General features: G+C 69.2%; 17 protein-coding genes and 1 pseudogene. 14 read left to right on the forward strand and 4 right to left on the reverse strand.

What is annotated here, in order from left to right:
• Positions 1-242: 242 nt before the first annotated feature.
• Positions 243-677, forward strand: coding sequence for a ribonuclease domain-containing protein (locus ABZW18_RS29290; protein ID WP_356193189.1), 435 nt, complete (start codon positions 243-245; stop codon positions 675-677).
• A gap of 299 nt (positions 678-976) precedes the next feature.
• Here the strand turns inward: ABZW18_RS29290 and ABZW18_RS29295 are convergent, their stop codons facing one another.
• A complete protein-coding gene (locus ABZW18_RS29295) occupies positions 977-1,927 on the reverse strand; it encodes a threonine/serine dehydratase (RefSeq protein ID WP_356193191.1) in 951 nt (316 codons plus the stop codon).
• A 257-nt stretch (positions 1,928-2,184) separates the two neighbouring features.
• On the opposite strand from ABZW18_RS29295, the gene ABZW18_RS29300 reads away from it, so the two are divergent.
• From ABZW18_RS29300 to ABZW18_RS29330, 7 genes are all read left to right on the forward strand, one after another.
• Complete coding sequence (locus ABZW18_RS29300) at positions 2,185-2,904, forward strand: GntR family transcriptional regulator (protein ID WP_356193223.1); 720 nt, start codon at positions 2,185-2,187, stop codon at positions 2,902-2,904.
• A gap of 377 nt (positions 2,905-3,281) precedes the next feature.
• Positions 3,282-4,283, forward strand: coding sequence for a sugar ABC transporter substrate-binding protein (locus ABZW18_RS29305; RefSeq protein WP_356193192.1), 1,002 nt, complete (start codon positions 3,282-3,284; stop codon positions 4,281-4,283).
• Positions 4,284-4,438: 155 nt separating this feature from the next.
• Positions 4,439-5,428 carry a sugar ABC transporter substrate-binding protein gene (locus tag ABZW18_RS29310; protein WP_356193225.1) on the forward strand — a complete coding sequence of 330 codons (990 nt, stop codon included), beginning with the start codon at positions 4,439-4,441 and terminating at the stop codon, positions 5,426-5,428.
• Positions 5,425-6,477 carry an ABC transporter permease gene (locus ABZW18_RS29315; protein WP_356193194.1) on the forward strand — a complete coding sequence of 351 codons (1,053 nt, stop codon included), beginning with the start codon at positions 5,425-5,427 and terminating at the stop codon, positions 6,475-6,477. Before ABZW18_RS29310 ends, ABZW18_RS29315 begins: the two co-directional genes overlap by 4 nt.
• A 110-nt stretch (positions 6,478-6,587) precedes the next feature.
• Positions 6,588-7,400 carry an ATP-binding cassette domain-containing protein gene (locus ABZW18_RS29320; protein ID WP_356193196.1) on the forward strand — a complete coding sequence of 271 codons (813 nt, stop codon included), beginning with the start codon at positions 6,588-6,590 and terminating at the stop codon, positions 7,398-7,400.
• A 72-nt stretch (positions 7,401-7,472) separates the two neighbouring features.
• On the forward strand, positions 7,473-8,612 hold the full coding sequence (locus ABZW18_RS29325; RefSeq protein ID WP_356193199.1) for an ROK family glucokinase: 1,140 nt from the start codon (positions 7,473-7,475) through the stop codon (positions 8,610-8,612).
• Positions 8,613-8,723: 111 nt separating this feature from the next.
• A complete protein-coding gene (locus tag ABZW18_RS29330; protein ID WP_356193201.1) occupies positions 8,724-9,314 on the forward strand; it encodes a hypothetical protein in 591 nt (196 codons plus the stop codon).
• A gap of 231 nt (positions 9,315-9,545) precedes the next feature.
• Here the strand turns inward: ABZW18_RS29330 and ABZW18_RS29335 are convergent, their stop codons facing one another.
• Positions 9,546-9,977, reverse strand: a complete 432-nt coding sequence (locus ABZW18_RS29335; protein ID WP_356193203.1) for a VOC family protein — start codon at positions 9,975-9,977, stop codon at positions 9,546-9,548.
• Positions 9,978-10,307: 330 nt separating this feature from the next.
• Between ABZW18_RS29335 and ABZW18_RS29340 the strand changes: the two genes are divergently transcribed.
• Positions 10,308-10,898 (forward strand): dihydrofolate reductase family protein, encoded by a 591-nt coding sequence (locus ABZW18_RS29340; RefSeq protein WP_356193206.1) that lies wholly within the window; start codon positions 10,308-10,310, stop codon positions 10,896-10,898.
• 6 nt (positions 10,899-10,904) lie between these two features.
• Here the strand turns inward: ABZW18_RS29340 and ABZW18_RS29345 are convergent, their stop codons facing one another.
• The gene (locus ABZW18_RS29345) at positions 10,905-11,294 is read right to left on the reverse strand and encodes a hypothetical protein (protein WP_356193209.1); all 390 of its coding nucleotides are present in this window, start codon (positions 11,292-11,294) and stop codon (positions 10,905-10,907) included.
• A gap of 122 nt (positions 11,295-11,416) precedes the next feature.
• The gene (locus tag ABZW18_RS29350) at positions 11,417-12,451 is read right to left on the reverse strand and encodes a hypothetical protein (RefSeq protein ID WP_356193212.1); all 1,035 of its coding nucleotides are present in this window, start codon (positions 12,449-12,451) and stop codon (positions 11,417-11,419) included.
• Positions 12,452-12,890: 439 nt separating this feature from the next.
• Between ABZW18_RS29350 and ABZW18_RS29355 the strand changes: the two are divergent.
• The 5 genes and pseudogenes from ABZW18_RS29355 to ABZW18_RS29375 all read left to right on the forward strand — a co-directional run.
• Positions 12,891-13,037, forward strand: a pseudogene (locus tag ABZW18_RS29355) (transposase); the annotation flags it as partial.
• A gap of 311 nt (positions 13,038-13,348) precedes the next feature.
• Positions 13,349-14,386 (forward strand): GNAT family N-acetyltransferase, encoded by a 1,038-nt coding sequence (locus ABZW18_RS29360; RefSeq protein ID WP_356193213.1) that lies wholly within the window; start codon positions 13,349-13,351, stop codon positions 14,384-14,386.
• Positions 14,387-14,751: 365 nt separating this feature from the next.
• Positions 14,752-16,071 carry a 4-carboxymuconolactone decarboxylase gene (pcaC, locus tag ABZW18_RS29365; RefSeq protein ID WP_356193215.1) on the forward strand — a complete coding sequence of 440 codons (1,320 nt, stop codon included), beginning with the start codon at positions 14,752-14,754 and terminating at the stop codon, positions 16,069-16,071.
• Positions 16,072-16,113: 42 nt separating this feature from the next.
• Positions 16,114-16,758 (forward strand): MBL fold metallo-hydrolase, encoded by a 645-nt coding sequence (locus tag ABZW18_RS29370; protein WP_356193217.1) that lies wholly within the window; start codon positions 16,114-16,116, stop codon positions 16,756-16,758.
• 199 nt (positions 16,759-16,957) lie between these two features.
• Positions 16,958-17,740, forward strand: a complete 783-nt coding sequence (locus ABZW18_RS29375; protein WP_356193219.1) for an exodeoxyribonuclease III — start codon at positions 16,958-16,960, stop codon at positions 17,738-17,740.
• Positions 17,741-18,015: the final 275 nt, after the last annotated feature.

An 18,015-nucleotide genomic window follows, 5' to 3' on the forward strand; every position in this document is an offset into this window, starting at 1 on the left:
GGGCGAGGACCGGGTGAGGGACCGGGCGAGGACCGGGTGAGGGACCGGGCGAGGACCGGGTGAGGGACCGGGCGAGGACCGGGTGAGGGACCGGGCGAGGACCGGGTGAGGGACCGGGTGAGGAACCGGGGATGAACGCAGCCGTATCCCGACGGTGACAGCTGTGCGAGTCATGTGAACTCCCGGGAAAATTCCCTCACTTGGCGTTGACACGACATCCTCTACGCGCGTCATCCTGAGGCATGCGAATCCCCCCACGAATCGCCAGGATCGGCGCCCTCGGCGCCCTCGCCTCGACCCTTCTCATCGGTGGACCGGCCCTCGCCTCCTCCGCGACGGCCGCCACCGACTCCCCGGCAGCCCACTCCGTCTCCTCGGTGTACGCGGCCGAGGTCGGAGACATCTGCTACTCCGACCTGCCCTCCCAGGCGCACGACACCCTCGACCTGATCGAGGCCGGCGGACCGTATCCGTATCCGCAGGACGACACCGTGTTCTCCAACCGGGAAGGCCTCCTGCCCGACCAGAGCAGCGGCTATTACCACGAGTACACGGTTGAGACCCCGGGCTCCCCGGACCGTGGTGCGCGCCGCATCGTCACCGGTGAGGCCGCCCAGGAGGACTACTACACCGCCGACCACTACCGCTCGTTCGACCTCGTCGACCACGACTGCTGACAACCGACCCAGGACCCGTGGCGGTCGCTCCCCACAAGCGGCCGCCACGCCTCTTTCGAGCCGCCGGTTCCCGGTCCTGCTGCCGGATAGCCCTCGCCGAACCGAACTCGGGTGGGGCACTGTCTCGTCGACCACGACTGCTGACAACCGGCCCAGGGCCTGTGGCGGTCGCTCCCCACAAGCGGCCGCCACGCCTCTTTTGAGCCGCCGGTTCCTGGTCCTGCTGCCGGATAGCCCTCGCCGAACCGAACTCGGGTGGGGGCACTGTCGTCCCGGTGCGCTCCGCGTGAGCGCAGTCGCTACAGGCGCACCAGGTCCGACGGGTCGGTGTTCGCCCCACACAGCACGATGCACACCCTCTCGCCATCGGCGGGCACATAGGCGCCCGACGTCAGTGCCGCAACCGCCGTGGCGGCCCCGTGCTCGACCGCGAGCCTGCGGTCGTCCCACAGGGCTTGCCGGGCGGTGACGATCGCCTGGTCGGAGACGAGCACGGACGTCACGCCCGCGCGCTGCGCCCACCGCAGTGCGCCCTCGGAGGCGCGCCGGGCACCCAGGGAGTCGGCCGCGACCGAGTCCACGGCCATGTCCACCGGCCTCCCGGCCCCGAGCGCGGCGTTCAGCGCGCGGCAGCGCTCGGGCTCCACGGCGACGACCCGTACGCCGTGGTACTCGGCGGCCGCGGTGACCCCGGCGAACAGCCCACCGCCCCCGACCGCGACCACCACCGTGTCCACCTCGGGGAGCCCGGCGCGGATCTCCGTGAGCAGGGTGCCGGCGCCGGCGGCGATGAGCGGGTGGTCGTAGGCGTGGGACTGCAGCGCACCCGTGGTGGCCGCGTACTGCCGGGAAGCGTCCAGGGCCTCGGCGTACTCGCTCCCGACCTGACGTACGTCCGCGCCGAGCGCGCGCAGCCCATCGACTTTCACGGCGGGCGCCGTCTCGGGCAGGAACACGGCCGCCGGGATCCCGTGCTGTGCGGCGGCCCATGCGCAGGCGAGCCCGGCGTTGCCACCGGAGGCGATGACGAGACCGGCCTCGGGCATGGTGCCGGACTCCAGGTGCGCGGCGGTGAAGTTGGCGGCGCCCCGGGCCTTGAACGACCCGGTGTGCTGCATGAACTCGCATGCCAGCCACACCTCGGTGCCGTCGAAGGCGCCGGGTCCCGCGGGGGCCAGGGCGACGGGTCGGGTGTGCCCGGCGATACGGTCCTTGGCGCGTTTCACATCGCCGTAGCTGGGTGCGCTCATGCAGAAAAACGTACCTGAGGGCTGCCCGCGGATGTCGGCCACGGCGTTCGGCGGGAGGCTCCACGGCGTTCGGTGGGGGCCTCCACGGCGTTCAGCGGGAGGCCCGGGACGCAGGCGTTCCGCCGCCCCGGCGCCCTCGTCGTGAAAGCATTTGTCCGGACAACAAAACTTCAGAACTTCCCGTCATCTGCCCTGACGACTAGTCTCGCCCCGTGGCGAAGCACGAGGCAGATCCGACGGGGGCCCTTCAGCTCAGCGTGGACCGCAACAGCCCGGTCCCGCTCTACTTCCAGCTGTCCCAGCAGCTGGAGGCGGGGATCGAGAAGGGCAAGCTCGCCCCGGGCAGCCTGCTCGGCAATGAGATCGAGCTCGCCGGCCGGCTCGGACTGTCCCGGCCCACCGTCCGGCAGGCCATCCAGTCGCTGGTCGACAAGGGCCTCCTGGTACGCCGCCGCGGCGTTGGAACCCAGGTCGTGCACAGCCAGGTCAAGCGCCCGCTCGAACTGAGCAGCCTCTTCGACGACCTCGAAGCCGCAGGTCAGCGACCGGCCACCCAGGTGCTGCGGCACACCACCGAGCCCGCGACGGCCGAGGTCGCCGCGGCCCTCGGAGTCCCCGAGGGTGTCGATGTGGTTCTCGTCGAGCGGCTGCGCTTCGCTCACGGTGAGCCCATGGCCCATCTGCGCAATCACCTCCCGGCGGGTCTCCTCGATCTCGACACCGCGCGCCTGGAGGCCACCGGCCTCTACCGGCTGATGCGCGAGGCGGGAATCACCCTGCACAGCGCCCGGCAGGCGGTCGGCGCACGCGCCGCGACCGCCGATGAGGGTGTGCAGCTCGGCGAGCCGGAGGGTGCGCCGCTGCTGACGATGCAGCGGACGACCTTCGACGACACGGGCCGTGCCGTGGAGTTCGGATCGCACACGTACCGTGCCTCCCGCTACGCCTTCGAGTTCCAGCTCCTCGTACGCCCCTGAGCGCGCCCCAGGTGTCTCGGAAGCGCACCCCGGTGGCGTCCGGGCGTCCGGAGAAGCGCTCCCCGGGGCGCACTGCGAGCTGACACCGACGCCCTGAGGGCCTGCTGAACCCTGCTGAACGCCGCCCCGAGAGCGCCTCTCGGCCCGCCTCCCGGACATCCTGCGAGCGCTCACCCCGCGACTCCCGGACATCCTGCGAGCGCTCACCCCGCGACTCCCGGACATCCTGCGAGCGCTCGCGCCGCTACCCTCCGCCCATCCCTCCCCCTACCCCTCCGCGTAAGAATGTTCGGACAAAGTATTGACGCGCTGTGTCGCCCGCGGTTAGAACTCCTCCAGTCGCACTCAGGCGGCGCAGGAGGGAAGGCGGACCCACCATGGCGCGCAGATCCAGAGCTCGTACGGCACTGCTGCTCACCGCGGCGATCGCGCTCGCGGTCGCGGGGTGCAGCAGCTCCGGCGGCAAGGACTCCGAGGACAAGGCCGGGAGCGGCAACGCCGGCAAGGGCGTGAACACCCCGCGGCTGAAGATCGCCATGGTGACCCACTCCGGCGAGGGTGACACCTTCTGGGACATCGTCCAGAGCGGCGCCAAGCAGGCGGCGGCCAAAGACAACGTGGAGTTCCTCTACTCCGCGAACAAGGAGGGCGACGAGCAGGCACAGCTCGTCCGTACCGCCATCGACCAGAAGGTGGACGGCCTGGTCGTCACGCTCGCGAAGCCCGACGCCCTCAAGGCCGAGGTGCAGAAGGCCGTCAAGGCCGGTATCCCGGTGGTCACCATCAACTCCGGTGGCCAGTTCTCCGAAGCCTTCGGCGCCATTTCCCACATCGGCCAGGACGAATCCGTCGCGGGTGAGGCCGTGGGCGCGGAGCTGAACAAGCGCGGCAGGAAAAAGGCCCTGTGCGTCATCCACGAACAGGGCAATGTCTCCCTCGAGGAGCGCTGCGCGGGCGCGAAAAAGGCCTTCAAGGGTTCACTGGAGAACCTCAATGTCGAGGGCACCAATATGCCCTCCGCCCAGTCCTCCATCGAGGCGAAGCTCCAGGCCGACAAGGACATCGACACCGTCATCACCCTCGGCGCGCCCTTCGCCGCCGCCTCCACCAAGGCCAAGGAGCAGGCCGGCAGCGAGGCCGAGGTCGACACCTTCGACCTCAATGCCCAGGTCGTGAAGGCGCTCAAGGACAAGGAGATCGGCTTCGCCGTCGACCAGCAGCCGTACCTCCAGGGCTATCTCGCCATCGACGAGTTGTGGCTGAACAAGACCAACGCCAATGTCCTCGGCGGTGGCAAGCCGGTGCTCACCGGCCCCGCGATTGTCACGGAGAAGGACGTCCCGCGGCTCGAGAAGTACACCGCGCGCGGTACCCGATGAATTTGCGGCAAACACCGGTGACGGATACTTGGGCGGCCGTGGCCGGTCCTTTCCGGCCACGGCCGTACCGGGAAAGACAGCAGGCGGCGCAGCAGTCCGCGCGGCCGACGGCACAGCGAGAGAGGCACGTCTTCGTGGCAAGGGTTCGGACAGGGATACGCGCGACAAGCGCCGTGCTGGCGGCGGTGCTCGGCGCGACCCTCGCGGGTTGCAGCAGTACGGGCGGCAAGCGCGCGGAGGAACAGGCCGCGAACGCCACCGAAGGGCGGGCCGCGGTGAACACCCCCCGCTGGACCTTCGCGATGGTGACGCACTCCGGCGACGGCGACACGTTCTGGGACATCGTCCAGAGCGGCGCCAAGCAGGCGGCCGCGAAGGACAACGTCAAGTTCCTGTACTCGCACAACGACGAGGCCCAGCAGCAGGCACAGCTGGTCCGGACGGCCATCGACCAGAAGGTCGACGGCCTGATCGTCAGCCTCGCGAAGCCGGACGCCATGAAGGACGCCGTCGCCCAGGCCGTCAAGGCCGGTATCCCCGTCGTCACCGTGAACTCCGGCTCCGAGGAGTCCAAGGCATTCGGCGCCCTCTCCCACATCGGCCAGGACGAGACCATCGCGGGCGAGGCAGTGGGCGAAGAGCTCAACAAGCGGGGCCGCAGACAAGCCCTCTGCATCCTGCACGAGCAGGGCAACGTCGGCCACGAGCAGCGCTGCGACGGCGCCCGTAAGACGTTCGACGGCGATCTGAAGAACCTCTACGTGGAGGGGACGAACATGCCGGAAGTCCAGTCCTCCATCGAGGCCAAGCTCCAGGCGGACAAGAGCATCGACGCCGTGGTCACCCTCGGCGCGCCCTTCGCGGCCACCGCAGTCAAGGCCAAGGAGCTGGCGGGCAGCGAGGCCGAGATCGACACCTTCGACCTGAACGCCAAGGTCGCCCAGTCCCTCAAGGACGACGACCTCGGCTTCGCCGTCGACCAGCAGCCCTACCTCCAGGGTTACGAGGCCGTGGACCTCCTCTGGCTCCAGCTCTACAACGCCGACGTACTCGGCGGCGGCCGTCCGGTCCTCACCGGTCCGCAGGTCATCACCAAGAAGGACGCCGGCGCCCTGGAGGACTACACGAAGCGGGGGACACGATGACAGCCCTGGTCAAGACACCCACCGAAGAGGCAACAGACGAACGGCTGGTGCGGACCTCACTGCTCCGCCGTCTCATGGGACGGCCCGAACTGGGCGCGGTCGTCGGCGCCGTCGCCGTCTTCGTCTTCTTCGCCTTCGCCGCCGAGAGCTTCCTGCGGGCACCCAGCCTCAGCACCGTGCTGTACGCGTCCTCGGTCATGGGCATCATGGCCGTCCCGGTCGCCCTGCTGATGATCGGCGGTGAGTTCGACCTCTCCACCGGAGTCATGGTCACCTCGTCGTCGCTGATCTCCTCGATGATCAGCTACCAGCTGACCGCGAACGTCTGGGTCGGAGTGGCCGTATCGCTCGTACTGACCCTGGGCATCGGCTTCTTCAACGGCATCCTGCTGATCCGCACCAAATTGCCGAGCTTCATCATCACCCTCGGCACGTTTCTGATGCTGATCGGTCTGAACCTCGGCTTCACCAAGCTGATCAGCGGCACCGTCTCCACCAAGTCGATCGGTGACATGGAGGGCTTCGCCTCCGCGAAGGCGGTCTTCGCCTCCCACCTCTCCCTCGGCGATGTCGACATCCAGGTCACCGTCCTGTGGTGGATCGCCCTGGTCGCACTGGCCACCTGGGTGCTGCTGCGCACCCGTATCGGCAACTGGATCTTCGCCGTGGGCGGCGGCGCCGGGGCTGCCCGCGCCGTCGGCGTCCCCGTGGGCAGCACCAAGATCGGCCTCTATATGGCGGTCGCCCTGTGCGCCTGGATCTCCGGGCAGCACCTGCTCTTCTCCTACGACGTCGTGCAGTCCGGCGAGGGCGTCGGAAACGAGCTCCGCTACATCATCGCGGCCGTCATCGGCGGCTGCCTGCTGACCGGCGGCTACGGCTCGGCCATCGGCTCGGCCGTCGGCGCCTTCATCTTCGGCATGACCAACAAGGGCATCGTCTACGCCGAGTGGAACCCCGACTGGTTCCAGTTCTTCCTGGGAGCGATGCTGCTCCTCGCCACGCTGCTCAACGCATGGGTTCGCAAGCGGGCGGAGGCCACTTCGTGAGCGACGCACGCGAGGCCGCGGGGCTGCACCCGACGGCGAAACCCGCACCTCTGCGCCGAGCGGGCGGAGAAGCCCGGCCGAGCGGGCGGAGAAGCGAACAAGGAGGCGGAGTGACATCCCTGGTGACGCTCACCGAGGTGAGCAAGTTCTACGGCAACATCAAGGCCCTGCAGGACGTCTCCCTGGAGGTTCACGCGGGCGGGATCACCTGTGTGCTCGGCGACAACGGCGCCGGCAAGTCCACCCTGATCAAGATCATCGCCGGTCTGCACGCCCACGACGCGGGCACCGTCACCATCGACGGTGAGGAGACGGCCCTCGGCTCCCCGCGAGAGGCCCTGAACCGCGGCATCGCCACGGTCTACCAGGACCTCGCCGTCGTCCCGCTCATGCCCGTCTGGCGCAACTTCTTCCTGGGCTCGGAGCCGACCAGGGGGAGCGGCCCGTTCAAGCGCCTCGATGTCCGGAGGATGCGCGAGACGACCCGCAGCGAGCTGCTGCGTATGGGCATCGACCTGCGCGATGTCGACCAGCCGATCGGCACCCTCTCCGGCGGTGAGCGCCAGTGCGTGGCCATCGCCCGCGCCGTCTACTTCGGCGCCAAGGTCCTGGTCCTCGACGAGCCCACGGCCGCCCTCGGCGTCAAGCAGTCCGGCGTCGTCCTCAAATACGTGGCCGCGGCCCGTGACGCCGGCCTCGGTGTGGTCCTGATCACGCACAACCCGCACCACGCCTATCTGGTCGGCGACCGCTTCGTCCTCCTCAAGCGGGGAGCGATGTCCGGCAGCTACACCAAGGAGAACATCACCCTGGACGAGCTCACCCGCCAGATGGCGGGCGGATCGGAGCTGGAACAGCTCAGCCACGAGCTCGAGCGGGCCCCCGTGCCCGCCCACCTCCAGGCTTCCGCCGAGGAGGGCTGAGGAGGCCCCGGACCCTGGCCATAAGGCACAATCGCCACCAGTAACGCACGCCTGAACCGAGCTGGGGACGAGATGAGCACGTACCGCGAGCTGACGCACCGCGGGTCGGCCAGGGCCACAGTCCTCCGCACTGTCGGCACCCGCGAGCGTCGTTCCCTGCTCACCGCTCCCCGGGTCCCCACCGTCGGTATCGACATCGGCGGTACCAAGGTCATGGCCGGTGTCGTCGATGCCGACGGCAACATCCTCGAGAAGCTGCGCACCGAGACCCCGGAGAAGTCCAAGAGCCCCAAGGTCGTCGAGGACACCATCGTCGAGCTGGTCCTCGACCTCTCCGACCGCCATGACGTCCACGCCGTCGGCATCGGTGCCGCCGGCTGGGTCGACGCCGACCGCTCCCGGGTGCTCTTCGCCCCCCACCTCTCCTGGCGCGACGAGCCGCTGCGCGACGCGCTCGCCGCCCGCCTCGCCGTGCCCGTCATGGTCGACAACGACGCCAACACCGCCGCCTGGGCGGAGTGGCGCTTCGGGGCAGGCCGCGGTGAGGACCACCTCGTCATGATCACCCTCGGTACGGGCATCGGCGGGGCCATCCTCGAGGACGGCCAGGTCAAACGGGGCCAGTACGGCGTAGCGGGCGAATTCGGGCATATGCAGGTGGTCCCCGCCGGACACCGCTGCCCGTGCGGCAACCGTGGCTGCTGGGAGCAGTACAGCTCCGGCAACGCCCTGGTCCGTGAGGCCCGCGAGCTGGCCGCCGCCGACTCCCCGGTCGCGTACAACATCATCGACCGCGTCGCCGGCCACATCCCCGACATCACCGGCCCGCTCATCACCGAGCTGGCCCGCGAGGGCGACGCCATGTGCGTCGAGCTCCTCCAGGACATCGGCCAGTGGCTCGGCGTCGGCATCGCCAACCTCGCCGCCGCCCTCGACCCCTCCTGCTTCGTCATCGGCGGCGGCGTCAGCTCCGCCGACGACCTGCTCATCGGCCCCGCCCGGGACTCCTTCCGCCGCCACCTCACCGGGCGCGGCTACCGGCCGGAGGCCCGTATCGTCAAGGCCCAGCTCGGCAATGAGGCGGGGCTGGTCGGCGCCGCCGACCTGGCCCGGCTTGTCGCCCGCCGCTTCCGCCGCGCCAATCGCCGCCGCGTCGAGCGGTACGAACGCTACGAACGCTATGCCCAGGCTGTCCGAGGGAGTCGTCGATGACCATGGCCGACCGTCCGGCCGTACCGCGGCAGACCCCGCCCTCCGGTGGCGGCCCGCAGCCGTCGTACCCCAGCAACCGCCGCCGCTGGCTCACGCTAGGGAGTCGTCGACATGGCTGACCGTCCGGCCGTACCGCGGCAGACCCCGCCCTCCGGTGGCGGCCCCGGGGGCGGCCCGCAGCCGTCGCACCCCAGCAACCGCCGCCGCTGGCTCACGCTGCTGATCGTCGTGCTGCTCATCGGAATCCCCGCGGGCTATCTCGTGGTGTCCGCCGGGCAGAGCCGCGACAGCGGCAAGGACAAGCAGGGCAAGGCCGCGGCCACCGGCCTCACCAAGGAGTGGCCGCCGCGGGTCACCCGGCGCATCTACGACGTGCCGATCCCGCGGGACTCGGTCCGCGTCTGGTACTACGAGACCAACTCGTGGAAGATCAGCAAGCTGTACGTGCAGTTCACCACCTCGAAGGAGGGGCTGAACCGCTTCCTGCGGACGATCGGCAGCAGCCCGTCCGCCCTCGATCGGGGCAAGATCACCATCAGCGCCAAGGAAGCCGCGGTCGTCGGCTGGAAGTTCGGCGCCGGTCAGAAGTGGGCCGGCACCGTCCACAGCCGCCCCAAGCCGCAGCCCGAGCAGGACATCACCGTCGATCTCCGCAACAAGGCCTACCCCAAGGTGTACGTCGTCTCCACCGTGATGCCCTGACCCCGTGACCCCTTGACCGGCCCGGGGATGTGCGGCGATCACACGGGAGAACCGGGCGTACGAAGACCGCCTCGCCCAGGGCACCGCGCCCGCGCCCCGACCGCCTCCGGAGCACGTCATTTCCCAGACGGGCGTCGCCACCCGCTCCTGGCGGACCGTCACCGTCCACCTGGCCGGACTCCACTTCGCAGGGATCCTCATGTGGTCCGCCCGGTGATCCGAACGAACGGCTCAACGCTCGGACAGCGGGGACGGTGCCTCCTGGAGCACCCAGCCGTTGCCGTCCGGGTCGGCGAAGAAGGCGAAGGCGTTCCAGGTCTCGCCTTTTCCCTCCTCCCAGCCCGAGGGTCCCACGTGCTGTACCGGGCTGATGTCGACGCCGCGCCCCGACAGTTCGCTGTGCGCGGCGGCGATGTCGGTCACGCAGATCTGCACGCCGCGCAGGGTGCCGGGCTTCATGTCCGACTGGCTCGGCGAGGCGGGCATTCCCTGTGACAGTGCGATCGAGCACCGCGAGCCCGGCGGCGTGATCTGCACGATGCGGATGCCCGGCGCCACCTCGGTGTCGAGGTCGACGTGGAAGCCGCACTTGTCCGCGTAGAACTCCTTGGCCCGGTCGATATCGGTTACGGGGACGGAAAGGATCTCGATCGTGTAGTCCATGGTGGCGCCTTCTTCGTCCTGTAGTGGCCTGGTTCCGGCGGTTCCGCAGTACCCAGGAAGACTGTGCCACCCCCCACTGACAAATCCTCCGAACCGTGCCGGTGACGCCGGAGGCGCAACACCGTCGTCGAGGCACGAAACGAGGCCCCTCGAATACGTCCCGCGGTGCCGCTGCACGCGTATCGTCTCGGCCGTGACCGGTGCGCGGCCTCCTGGCCGGCCACCCTGCTGGACACCGGCCGGGCCCACCGTCACCCGTACCAGGAACTCTCGTGCGAACCGGCCGGTGGCACCCCCGAACCCTGATGACTTCGGCGAGGACCGTGATTGATGAGAAAGATCATCTTGATGATGTCGGTGTCCCTTGACGGGTTCTTCGAGGGGCCGGACCGCCAGCTCGACTGGCACAAGGTCGACGACGAGTTGCACAGCCACTTCAACGAGCAGCTCAGAGCGATGAGCGCCTTCCTGGACGGGCGTGTCAGCTATGAACTCATGGCCGGGTACTGGCCCACCGCCGACGCCGACCCCTCAAGTGCGGGACCCGTGGCCGAGTTCGCCCAGATCTGGCGGGACATGCCGAAGATCGTGTACTCCAAGACCCTGGAGCGGGCCGACTGGAACACCACCGTCGTGCGGGACGTCGTCGTCGAGGACGTCATGGCGCTCAAGGCGCAGCCGGGCGGAGACATGGCGCTCGGTGGCGCCGACCTCGCGGCGACCTTCATGCGGCACGACCTGATCGACGAGTACCGCCTCTACGTCCATCCGGTCATCCTCGGACGGGGCAGACCCCTCTTCCAGGCTTCGGACGCCAAGGTCGACCTCCGGCTCGCCGAGACCCGGACCTTCGGCAACGGGGTCGTCCTCCTCCGTTACGAGCGCACCGCGGCTTTCCCGCCGGACGAAGCACGGTGGTAAATCCCGTCAGGCACATCCGCTGACCAGGTCGTGGATGACCGCGGCGAAGACCGCCTCGGCATCGATGTTGGCCACACCGTCGCCCGGCAACTGCTGCACCAGGTGGGGAACATGAAGCGTGCGTGGCCTATTTGATGGCCGGGGGGCCGGTGCGGGCCGGCTTTGAGGAGGTTGCGCAGGGATTCCTTGGCGGTCCACACGGTCAGCAGTGTGCGGAAGATCTTCCCCCTCGGCGAGGAGCGGGTGCCATATCTCGGCGAACTGTTCGTGGCTGAGGTCCTCGTGGTTGCGCAGCAGGCGTCTTCTGGCCTTCCATTCCGGGTCGGTGGCGCGTCCGCGCCGGCCGCGGATCTCGGCGGTGGGTGCGACGCCGGAGACCGCCAGGTCCCAGGGCACACGCTTGCGATCCGGTGTTTGCCGACCGCAGCATGCCGCTCGTTCGACCGCTGTGAAGTCGTGGGGGCGGTCTGCCGGTTACGTGGCAGACCGCCCCTTCGTTGTGCCACCGGTTTGCGGCGTCACCCCACGCAGGTGGGGACCGGGTTGCCCGCGCAGTTGTTGGTTGTGTTCCCCGTGATGGGGCTGCTGTTGACCGTCATCGGATCGTTGGACGACGCAGAGTAGACGCCTCCGCCGTCGGATGCCGTGTTGGCGGTGATGGTGGTCGAGTTCAGGGTGGTGGAGCTGTCGTCTCCGTTCAACAGCCCGCCGCCCAGCTCATCGGCCGAATTGCCGCTGATGCGTACCGAGGAGAGGGTAGTCGTGTCGGCCTGGATGAGCAGTCCGCCGCCCCACAGATCGGCGTCGTTGTCGGTGATGCTTCCGCCCTGCACGGTGAGGGTGTCGCTGAACTGCGTGTGGATACCGCCTCCGCAGAAACCGCTGGAGTTGTCCGCGACGGTCGTGGACTGCAGGGTCAGATTGTTGACTTGGTCGCCGAAGATGCCTCCGCCGGCGAAGTCGGCGTTGTTGTCCGAGATGGTGCTGCTCCGCAAGAGCAGGGTCGAATCTACGTCGGTGGCGATGCCGCCTCCGACGCCTGCGGTGTTCTCGGTCACCGTCGAGACATTGAGTGTGAGGGAGCCCAGGTTGAGGATTCCGCCGCCGCGATTGTCTTCCGGGGGGGCACTGAGGCAGATGTTCACGTGCTGCTGAGTGGTGATGGGCGCTTCGACACCAACGTCTCCGTTGCGGACGGTGAGCTGGTTGATCGTGAGGTTGCCCGTCTCCTCGACCTTGAAGAGGCGGAAGTCTGTAGCCCCGGTGCGGGCGAGGGTGCTGTTCCGGCCGTTCAGGGTGAGCTGGCCGGTGACCGGGGTCAAGGCGTTGACGCCGGCCAGCGGAGCGGCGAAGTTATAGGTGCAGTTGGGCGCCAGGACGATCTGGTCGGCCCCGGGAGTGCTGTTGGACTGGATGATGGCGTTGTTCAACCCAGTCGTGTCGTTGCACTGGATGACGAAGGTCGCTGCGTGGACAGGCGCTGGAAGCGCGACCACGGCCAAGGCCAGACCGACCGCCACGGCAAGACTGCGCAGTCTCCGGACAAGTGACATGATTCCTCCTGGATCGAGTCGGGATGTGATCCGAGTCGTCCACCAGGGAGGCGGTTCCCGATAACTGCGGCTGCATCGCTGCCTGTTCTCGGTCAGAGGGCAGGCAGGTCGTCGGCGGTCGCTTCCCCGGGGTGGGATGGGCGGCCCGCCCGTTCGGATACCTGAAGTACCTCATTCGGAACTGTTCGTCACAAGGGCCCCTTCACGCGTCCACTCCGATGGGGCAGCGCGCGAATCGCTCCATGTCTTGGAATTCCGAGGGGGAGTGATAAAAATACCCCTCGCGCTTCTATGCGCCGGTGCCGCCTCAGCGGATGCCCTGGTCTCGGTATTCGCGGGGCTGAAAATCAAAGGCATGTTCTTAGCTTGTTCTTTAACCCTCGACCTCGAACGGCGCCTCGAACTGGGTAGCTCACCTGGGCATTCGCCGGAGTGAGGGCGGCCTTCGTTGCAGTTCATTCCCGGCTGGCCGTACTCGTTCGTCGCCGTGCTGGAGACGGGCGCCACGTCCTGGACGCAGATCCTGGACGCGGTCCGCCTGGAGCCCGCCGACGACGCGACCGCCGTCACCGCCGACCAGATCCGAGGGGGTCGTCGAAGTCCAGCCTGGCGGCCGGGTCGGCCGGGCCGTCAGCGGGCTCGGGACGCTCGGGCGTAGGGGCTGTGCTCATACGGCAAGGGTACGGCGGTGGGGTCAGCAGCGGCGTCAGAGCCCGGACCGTCCCACGCCGGTCCTGATCATCATGTGGCCGAAAGCGAAGGAGTCGGAGACCTGGCCTCCTGGACGCTCGGCCCGTGGCGATGCGGGGGCGCGCGGGGGCGCGGCCGCGGAGGCCGGTGGGCCCGTGGGCGGGTCTCCAATTTCCTTGCAGCAGGGGTAAGTTGAACATTTCGAGGGTGGGCGAAGGTACGGAGGGGGCCGGGATGGTCGATGCGCCGCGGGGTGAACAGGTCGAGATCGTGCGAACCGGCGAGGAGCATCTGGAGCAGATCGCCCGGCTCGCCGAGTCGCGGAGTCTGCTCGGGTCGGGCAGGCCCGACGGGTCGGACCGAGCGGGATCGGTGGACGGCGGCTTTCTGGTCTCCGCATACACCGAGGCCGACTACCGTGCGCGGCTGCGGACCGCCGAGCACTTCTACGTGGCGGTCAAGGGCGGAGAGGTGATCGCGTTCCTGCTCGCCTACAGCTCCGACCAGGTCGAGCCGGACGAGTGGCTGAACCGTCGGATCAAGACCACGCTCGGCAGCTTCCTCGTGATCAAGCAGATCTGCGTGGCACGAGACGCAGCGCGTCGCGGGATCGCTTCGATGCTCTACTACCACGTGCTGGAACAGTGGCAGAAGAGCCCCGTGATCGCGGCTGTGGTCGACGATCCCCCCAACGACGCGTCTTCGGGCTTCCACCACAAGCTCGGCTTCCAGGAGTTGACCCGGCTGACGCCGCCGGACGGCAGGCCGCGAGTGGTGTGGGTGTGGCGCAAGCCGCGCGAGGCGATGCTGCAGACCCAGTATTCGATCTCCGTGGACCTTTACAAACACGAGGACAGTACCAACTGGCAGAAGCTGAACAACTTCTTCTACATCACCGCGGGCCTCGCCGCCGCCATGGCGTTCTCGCTCGGCAAGGAAGGCGCTGGCGGCACGCTGGGAAAGGGCCTTGCCATGATCATTTCGATCATCGGCTTGGGGGTGTCGGTGGCCTTCTCCCAGATGCTGCGCTTCGGCCGACGGTATCTGCTGGCGCGCAAGGCCGCGATGACAGAGCTCGAGGAGCACATGGCCTGGCACGGCGGCCAGCGGATTGTGACGTGGCACGCCGCGGACCCCAGCAACAACTATCTGAAGGTCTCGCCGACCGGTGCGATCATGACGCTCCTGCCAGGGCTCGTGGCGCTGTGCTGGCTCGCGATCCTCGGCGTGCTGATAGCCAACTGAGCTTGTCATTTATGGTCCGGCGTCGAACGCGGCTCGAACTTGACCGGTGTTTTCGCAGTTTAGCGGACACGTAGGCGGCCTTCGTCTGATCCTGTGCTCCGTCACAGAGGCATAGGAACAGCGCGAAGGCCGTGGTCGTGAGTTTGGTGCATCAGGGCGTCCTGCGGGATGCGTTCGCGGAAGCGTCACACTTCCGGTCGGAGCTGTACGCGTGTCTGACCACTCGGGGCGACGCGTTGTTGTGCCGGGATCGGCATCGCAGCGGCGCTCGGCGGCGGTCACGATCGGTGAACGGTTCGGCCGGGGGATCGAAAAAGCGCTGTGTGACTTTGTTGTGACTGTGCCCCTCCGGATAGCTTGAACGTGTGAGCGAGACCAAGACCCTTCAGCACCGGATCGACGGCCCGCAGGACGCCCCCGTACTCGTCCTCGGCCCCGCTCTGGGCACCACGTGGCACATGTGGGACCGGCAGATCCCCGAACTGACCCGCCACTGGCAGGTTCTGCGCTACGACCTGCCCGGTCACGGCGGCGCGCCCGCCCACGCCGCCACCGCGGTCAGCGACATCGCCGACCGCCTCCTCGCCACCCTCGACGCCCTGGGCATCGAGCGCTCCGGCTACGCGGGCTGCGGGCTCGGTGCCGCCGTCGGGGCCGATCTCGCCCTGCGCCACCCGCGCCGCGTCGCCGCGCTCGCGCTGGTCTCGGCCGCCGGCCGCTTCGGCACCCCCGACGAGTACCGGCAGCGCGGCGTGATCGTCCGTACGAACGGTCTCGACCCGGTCGCCCGCTCCGTCCCCGAGCGCTGGTTCACCCCCGCCTTCGCCGCCGCCCAGCAGGCGATCGTCGAATGGTCCGTGCAGATGGTGCGCACCACCGACCCGGGCTGCTACATCGCCGCCTGCGAGGCGCTGGCCTCGTTCGACGTCCGGGGCGACCTGAGCCAAATCGGCGTGCCGGCGCTCGTACTGGCGGGGGCCGAGGACCGGGTCACCACGCAGGCTGACGCCCGCGTGCTGGTCGCCGGGATACCCGACGCCCGCCTCGCGCTGGTCCCCGGCACCTCCCATCTCGCCCCCGTCGAGCAGCCCGCCGCCGTCACCGACCTGCTGGTCCGCCACTTCACGACCTCCTGGCAGCCCGCGGACTCCTCGACGTCGGGGATGTCGGCGATCACCGCCGCCACACCCAAGCCGGTACTCACCCCACCCGCGCAGCCCGTCTCCGTCACCCCGGGCGGCCCCGCCGGTCCGTTCGCCGAGATCGGCGGCGCAGAGGTGCCCGCGGAGGTCCCCGCGCGCAGCCACGACGCGTACGAGGCGGGGATGAAGGTCCGCCGCGCGGTGCTCGGCGACGCCCATGTGGACCGGGCCGAGGCCGCCGCGGACGACTTCACCGGCGACTTCCAGGACTTCATCACCCGCTACGCATGGGGCGAGGTGTGGACCCGGCCCGGCATCGACCGCCGCACCCGCAGCGTCATCACCCTCACGGCGCTGGTGGCGGGCGGCCACCACGACGAACTGGCCTTCCACACCCGCGCCGCGCTGCGCAACGGCCTCACCCCCGCCGAGATCAAGGAGGTGCTGCTGCAGACGGCCGTGTACTGCGGCGTGCCGTCCGCGAATTCGGCCTTCAAGGTGGCGCAGGAGGTCATCCGGCAGGAGACGACGCCCCGGGAGTAGCAGGATGAGGTCCGTACGCATTCACGGAACCGAGGAGACCCCGTGCAGCTGACGAAGAAGGGCCACGCCTGTATCCGGCTGGAGAAGGACGGCCAGGTGCTCGTCATCGACCCCGGCACCTTCAGCGAGGAGGACGCCGCGGTCGGCGCGGACGCCGTGCTGGTGACCCACGAGCACCTCGACCACTTCAACGAGGACCGGCTGCGGGCGGCCCTGGACGCCAATCCGGGCGCCGAGATCTGGACCCTGCCCAGCGTCGCCGGCCAGATCTCCGCCGCCTTCCCGGGACGGGTGCATACCGTGGGCCACGGCGACACCTTCACCGCCGCGGGCTTCGAGGTCGAGGTGCACGGCGAGCTGCACGCCGTGATCCACCCCGACATCCCGCGCATCACCAACGTCGGCTATCTGCTGGACGGCTCGGTCTTCCACCCGGGCGACGCGCTCACCGTCCCCGGCCGCCCGGTGGAGACGCTGATGCTGCCGGTGCACGCGCCCTGGAACAAGGTCGCCGAGGTCATCGAGTACGTCCGCGAGGTCAAGCCGCAGCGCGCCATCGACGTCCACGACGGCCTGCTGACCGACATCGCCCGGCCGGTCTACGACCGGCTGCTCGGCCCGGACGGACCGGGCGTCGGCGGCGCGGAGCATGGGCGCCTGGCACCCGGCGAGAGCACCACTGTCTGACGGGCGGTGTCTGATGTCCGGTGTCTGATGTCCGGTGTCTGATGTCCGCAGCCGGTCGGCTGACCGAGCCGGGCGGTACTGGGGCGCGGAGCGCGGACGCTTGGCACCTGGCACCGGCCCCTGGCACCTGGCCCCGGCGAGACCACCACCGTCTGACGGCCGGAGCCCACTGTCCGAGCCGGACGGTACATTCGGATCCATGCGCATCGCGACCTGGAACGTCAATTCGATCACCGCCCGGCTTCCCCGGCTGCTGGCCTGGCTGGAGAGCAGCGGCACCGATGTGCTGTGCCTCCAGGAGACCAAGTGCACCGAGGAGCAGTTCCCGCGCGAGCAGCTGCGGGAGCTGGGCTATGAGGCGGCGGTCAACGCCGACGGCCGGTGGAACGGCGTCGCGGTGGTGTCCAGGGTGGGCCTGGACGACGTGACGCACGGGCTGCCCGGCGGCCCGGAGTACGACGGTGTGCAGGAGCCGCGCGCGATCTCCGCGACCTGTGACGGCGTACGCGTCTGGTCGGTGTACGTGCCGAACGGCCGCGAGGTCGACCACGCGCATTTCGCGTACAAGCTGCAGTGGCTGTCGGCGCTGGGCGCGGCGGTGGCGGACGACGCGGCGGGGGAGCGCCCGTTCGCGGTGCTCGGTGACTTCAACATCGCGCCGGCCGACGAGGACGTGTGGGACAGGGCGGCCTTCGAGGGCCTCACTCACGTCACCCCCGCCGAGCGGGCCACTCTCGAGACGCTGCGTGGCACCGGGCTCTCCGATGTCGTTCCGCGGCCCCTCAAGTACGAGCACCCGTACACGTACTGGGACTACCGCCAGCTCTGCTTCCCGAAGAACCGGGGCATGCGGATCGACCTGGTCTACGGCAACAAGGCCTTCGCGGGTGCCGTCAAGGACAGCTATGTGGACCGCGAGGAGCGCAAGGGGAAGGGTGCTTCCGACCACGCCCCGGTCGTGGTGGATCTCGAACTCCCGTAGGCCGGTCCGGCAGCCGCCGAGCGGGGGCTGCCTCCCGGGCGCCGGACGACTCGCAGGTCGTCCAGGGGTGCCTGGCGATTACCGCCGCCTCCCGGGCGCCGGACGACTCGCAGGTCGTCCAGGGGTGCCTGGCGATTACCGCCGCCTCCCGGGCGCCGGACGACTCGCAGGCACCCCCGGACGTCGTCCAGGGGGTCTGGCGATTACCGCACCGGCGGCACCGGACAGCCGCCGCGGAGACCCCACGCGAGGGATCCGCCGCGGTGATCCGCCGC

It is taken from the genome of Streptomyces sp. NPDC004647, assembly GCF_040609575.1.
Lineage (GTDB): Bacteria > Actinomycetota > Actinomycetes > Streptomycetales > Streptomycetaceae > Streptomyces.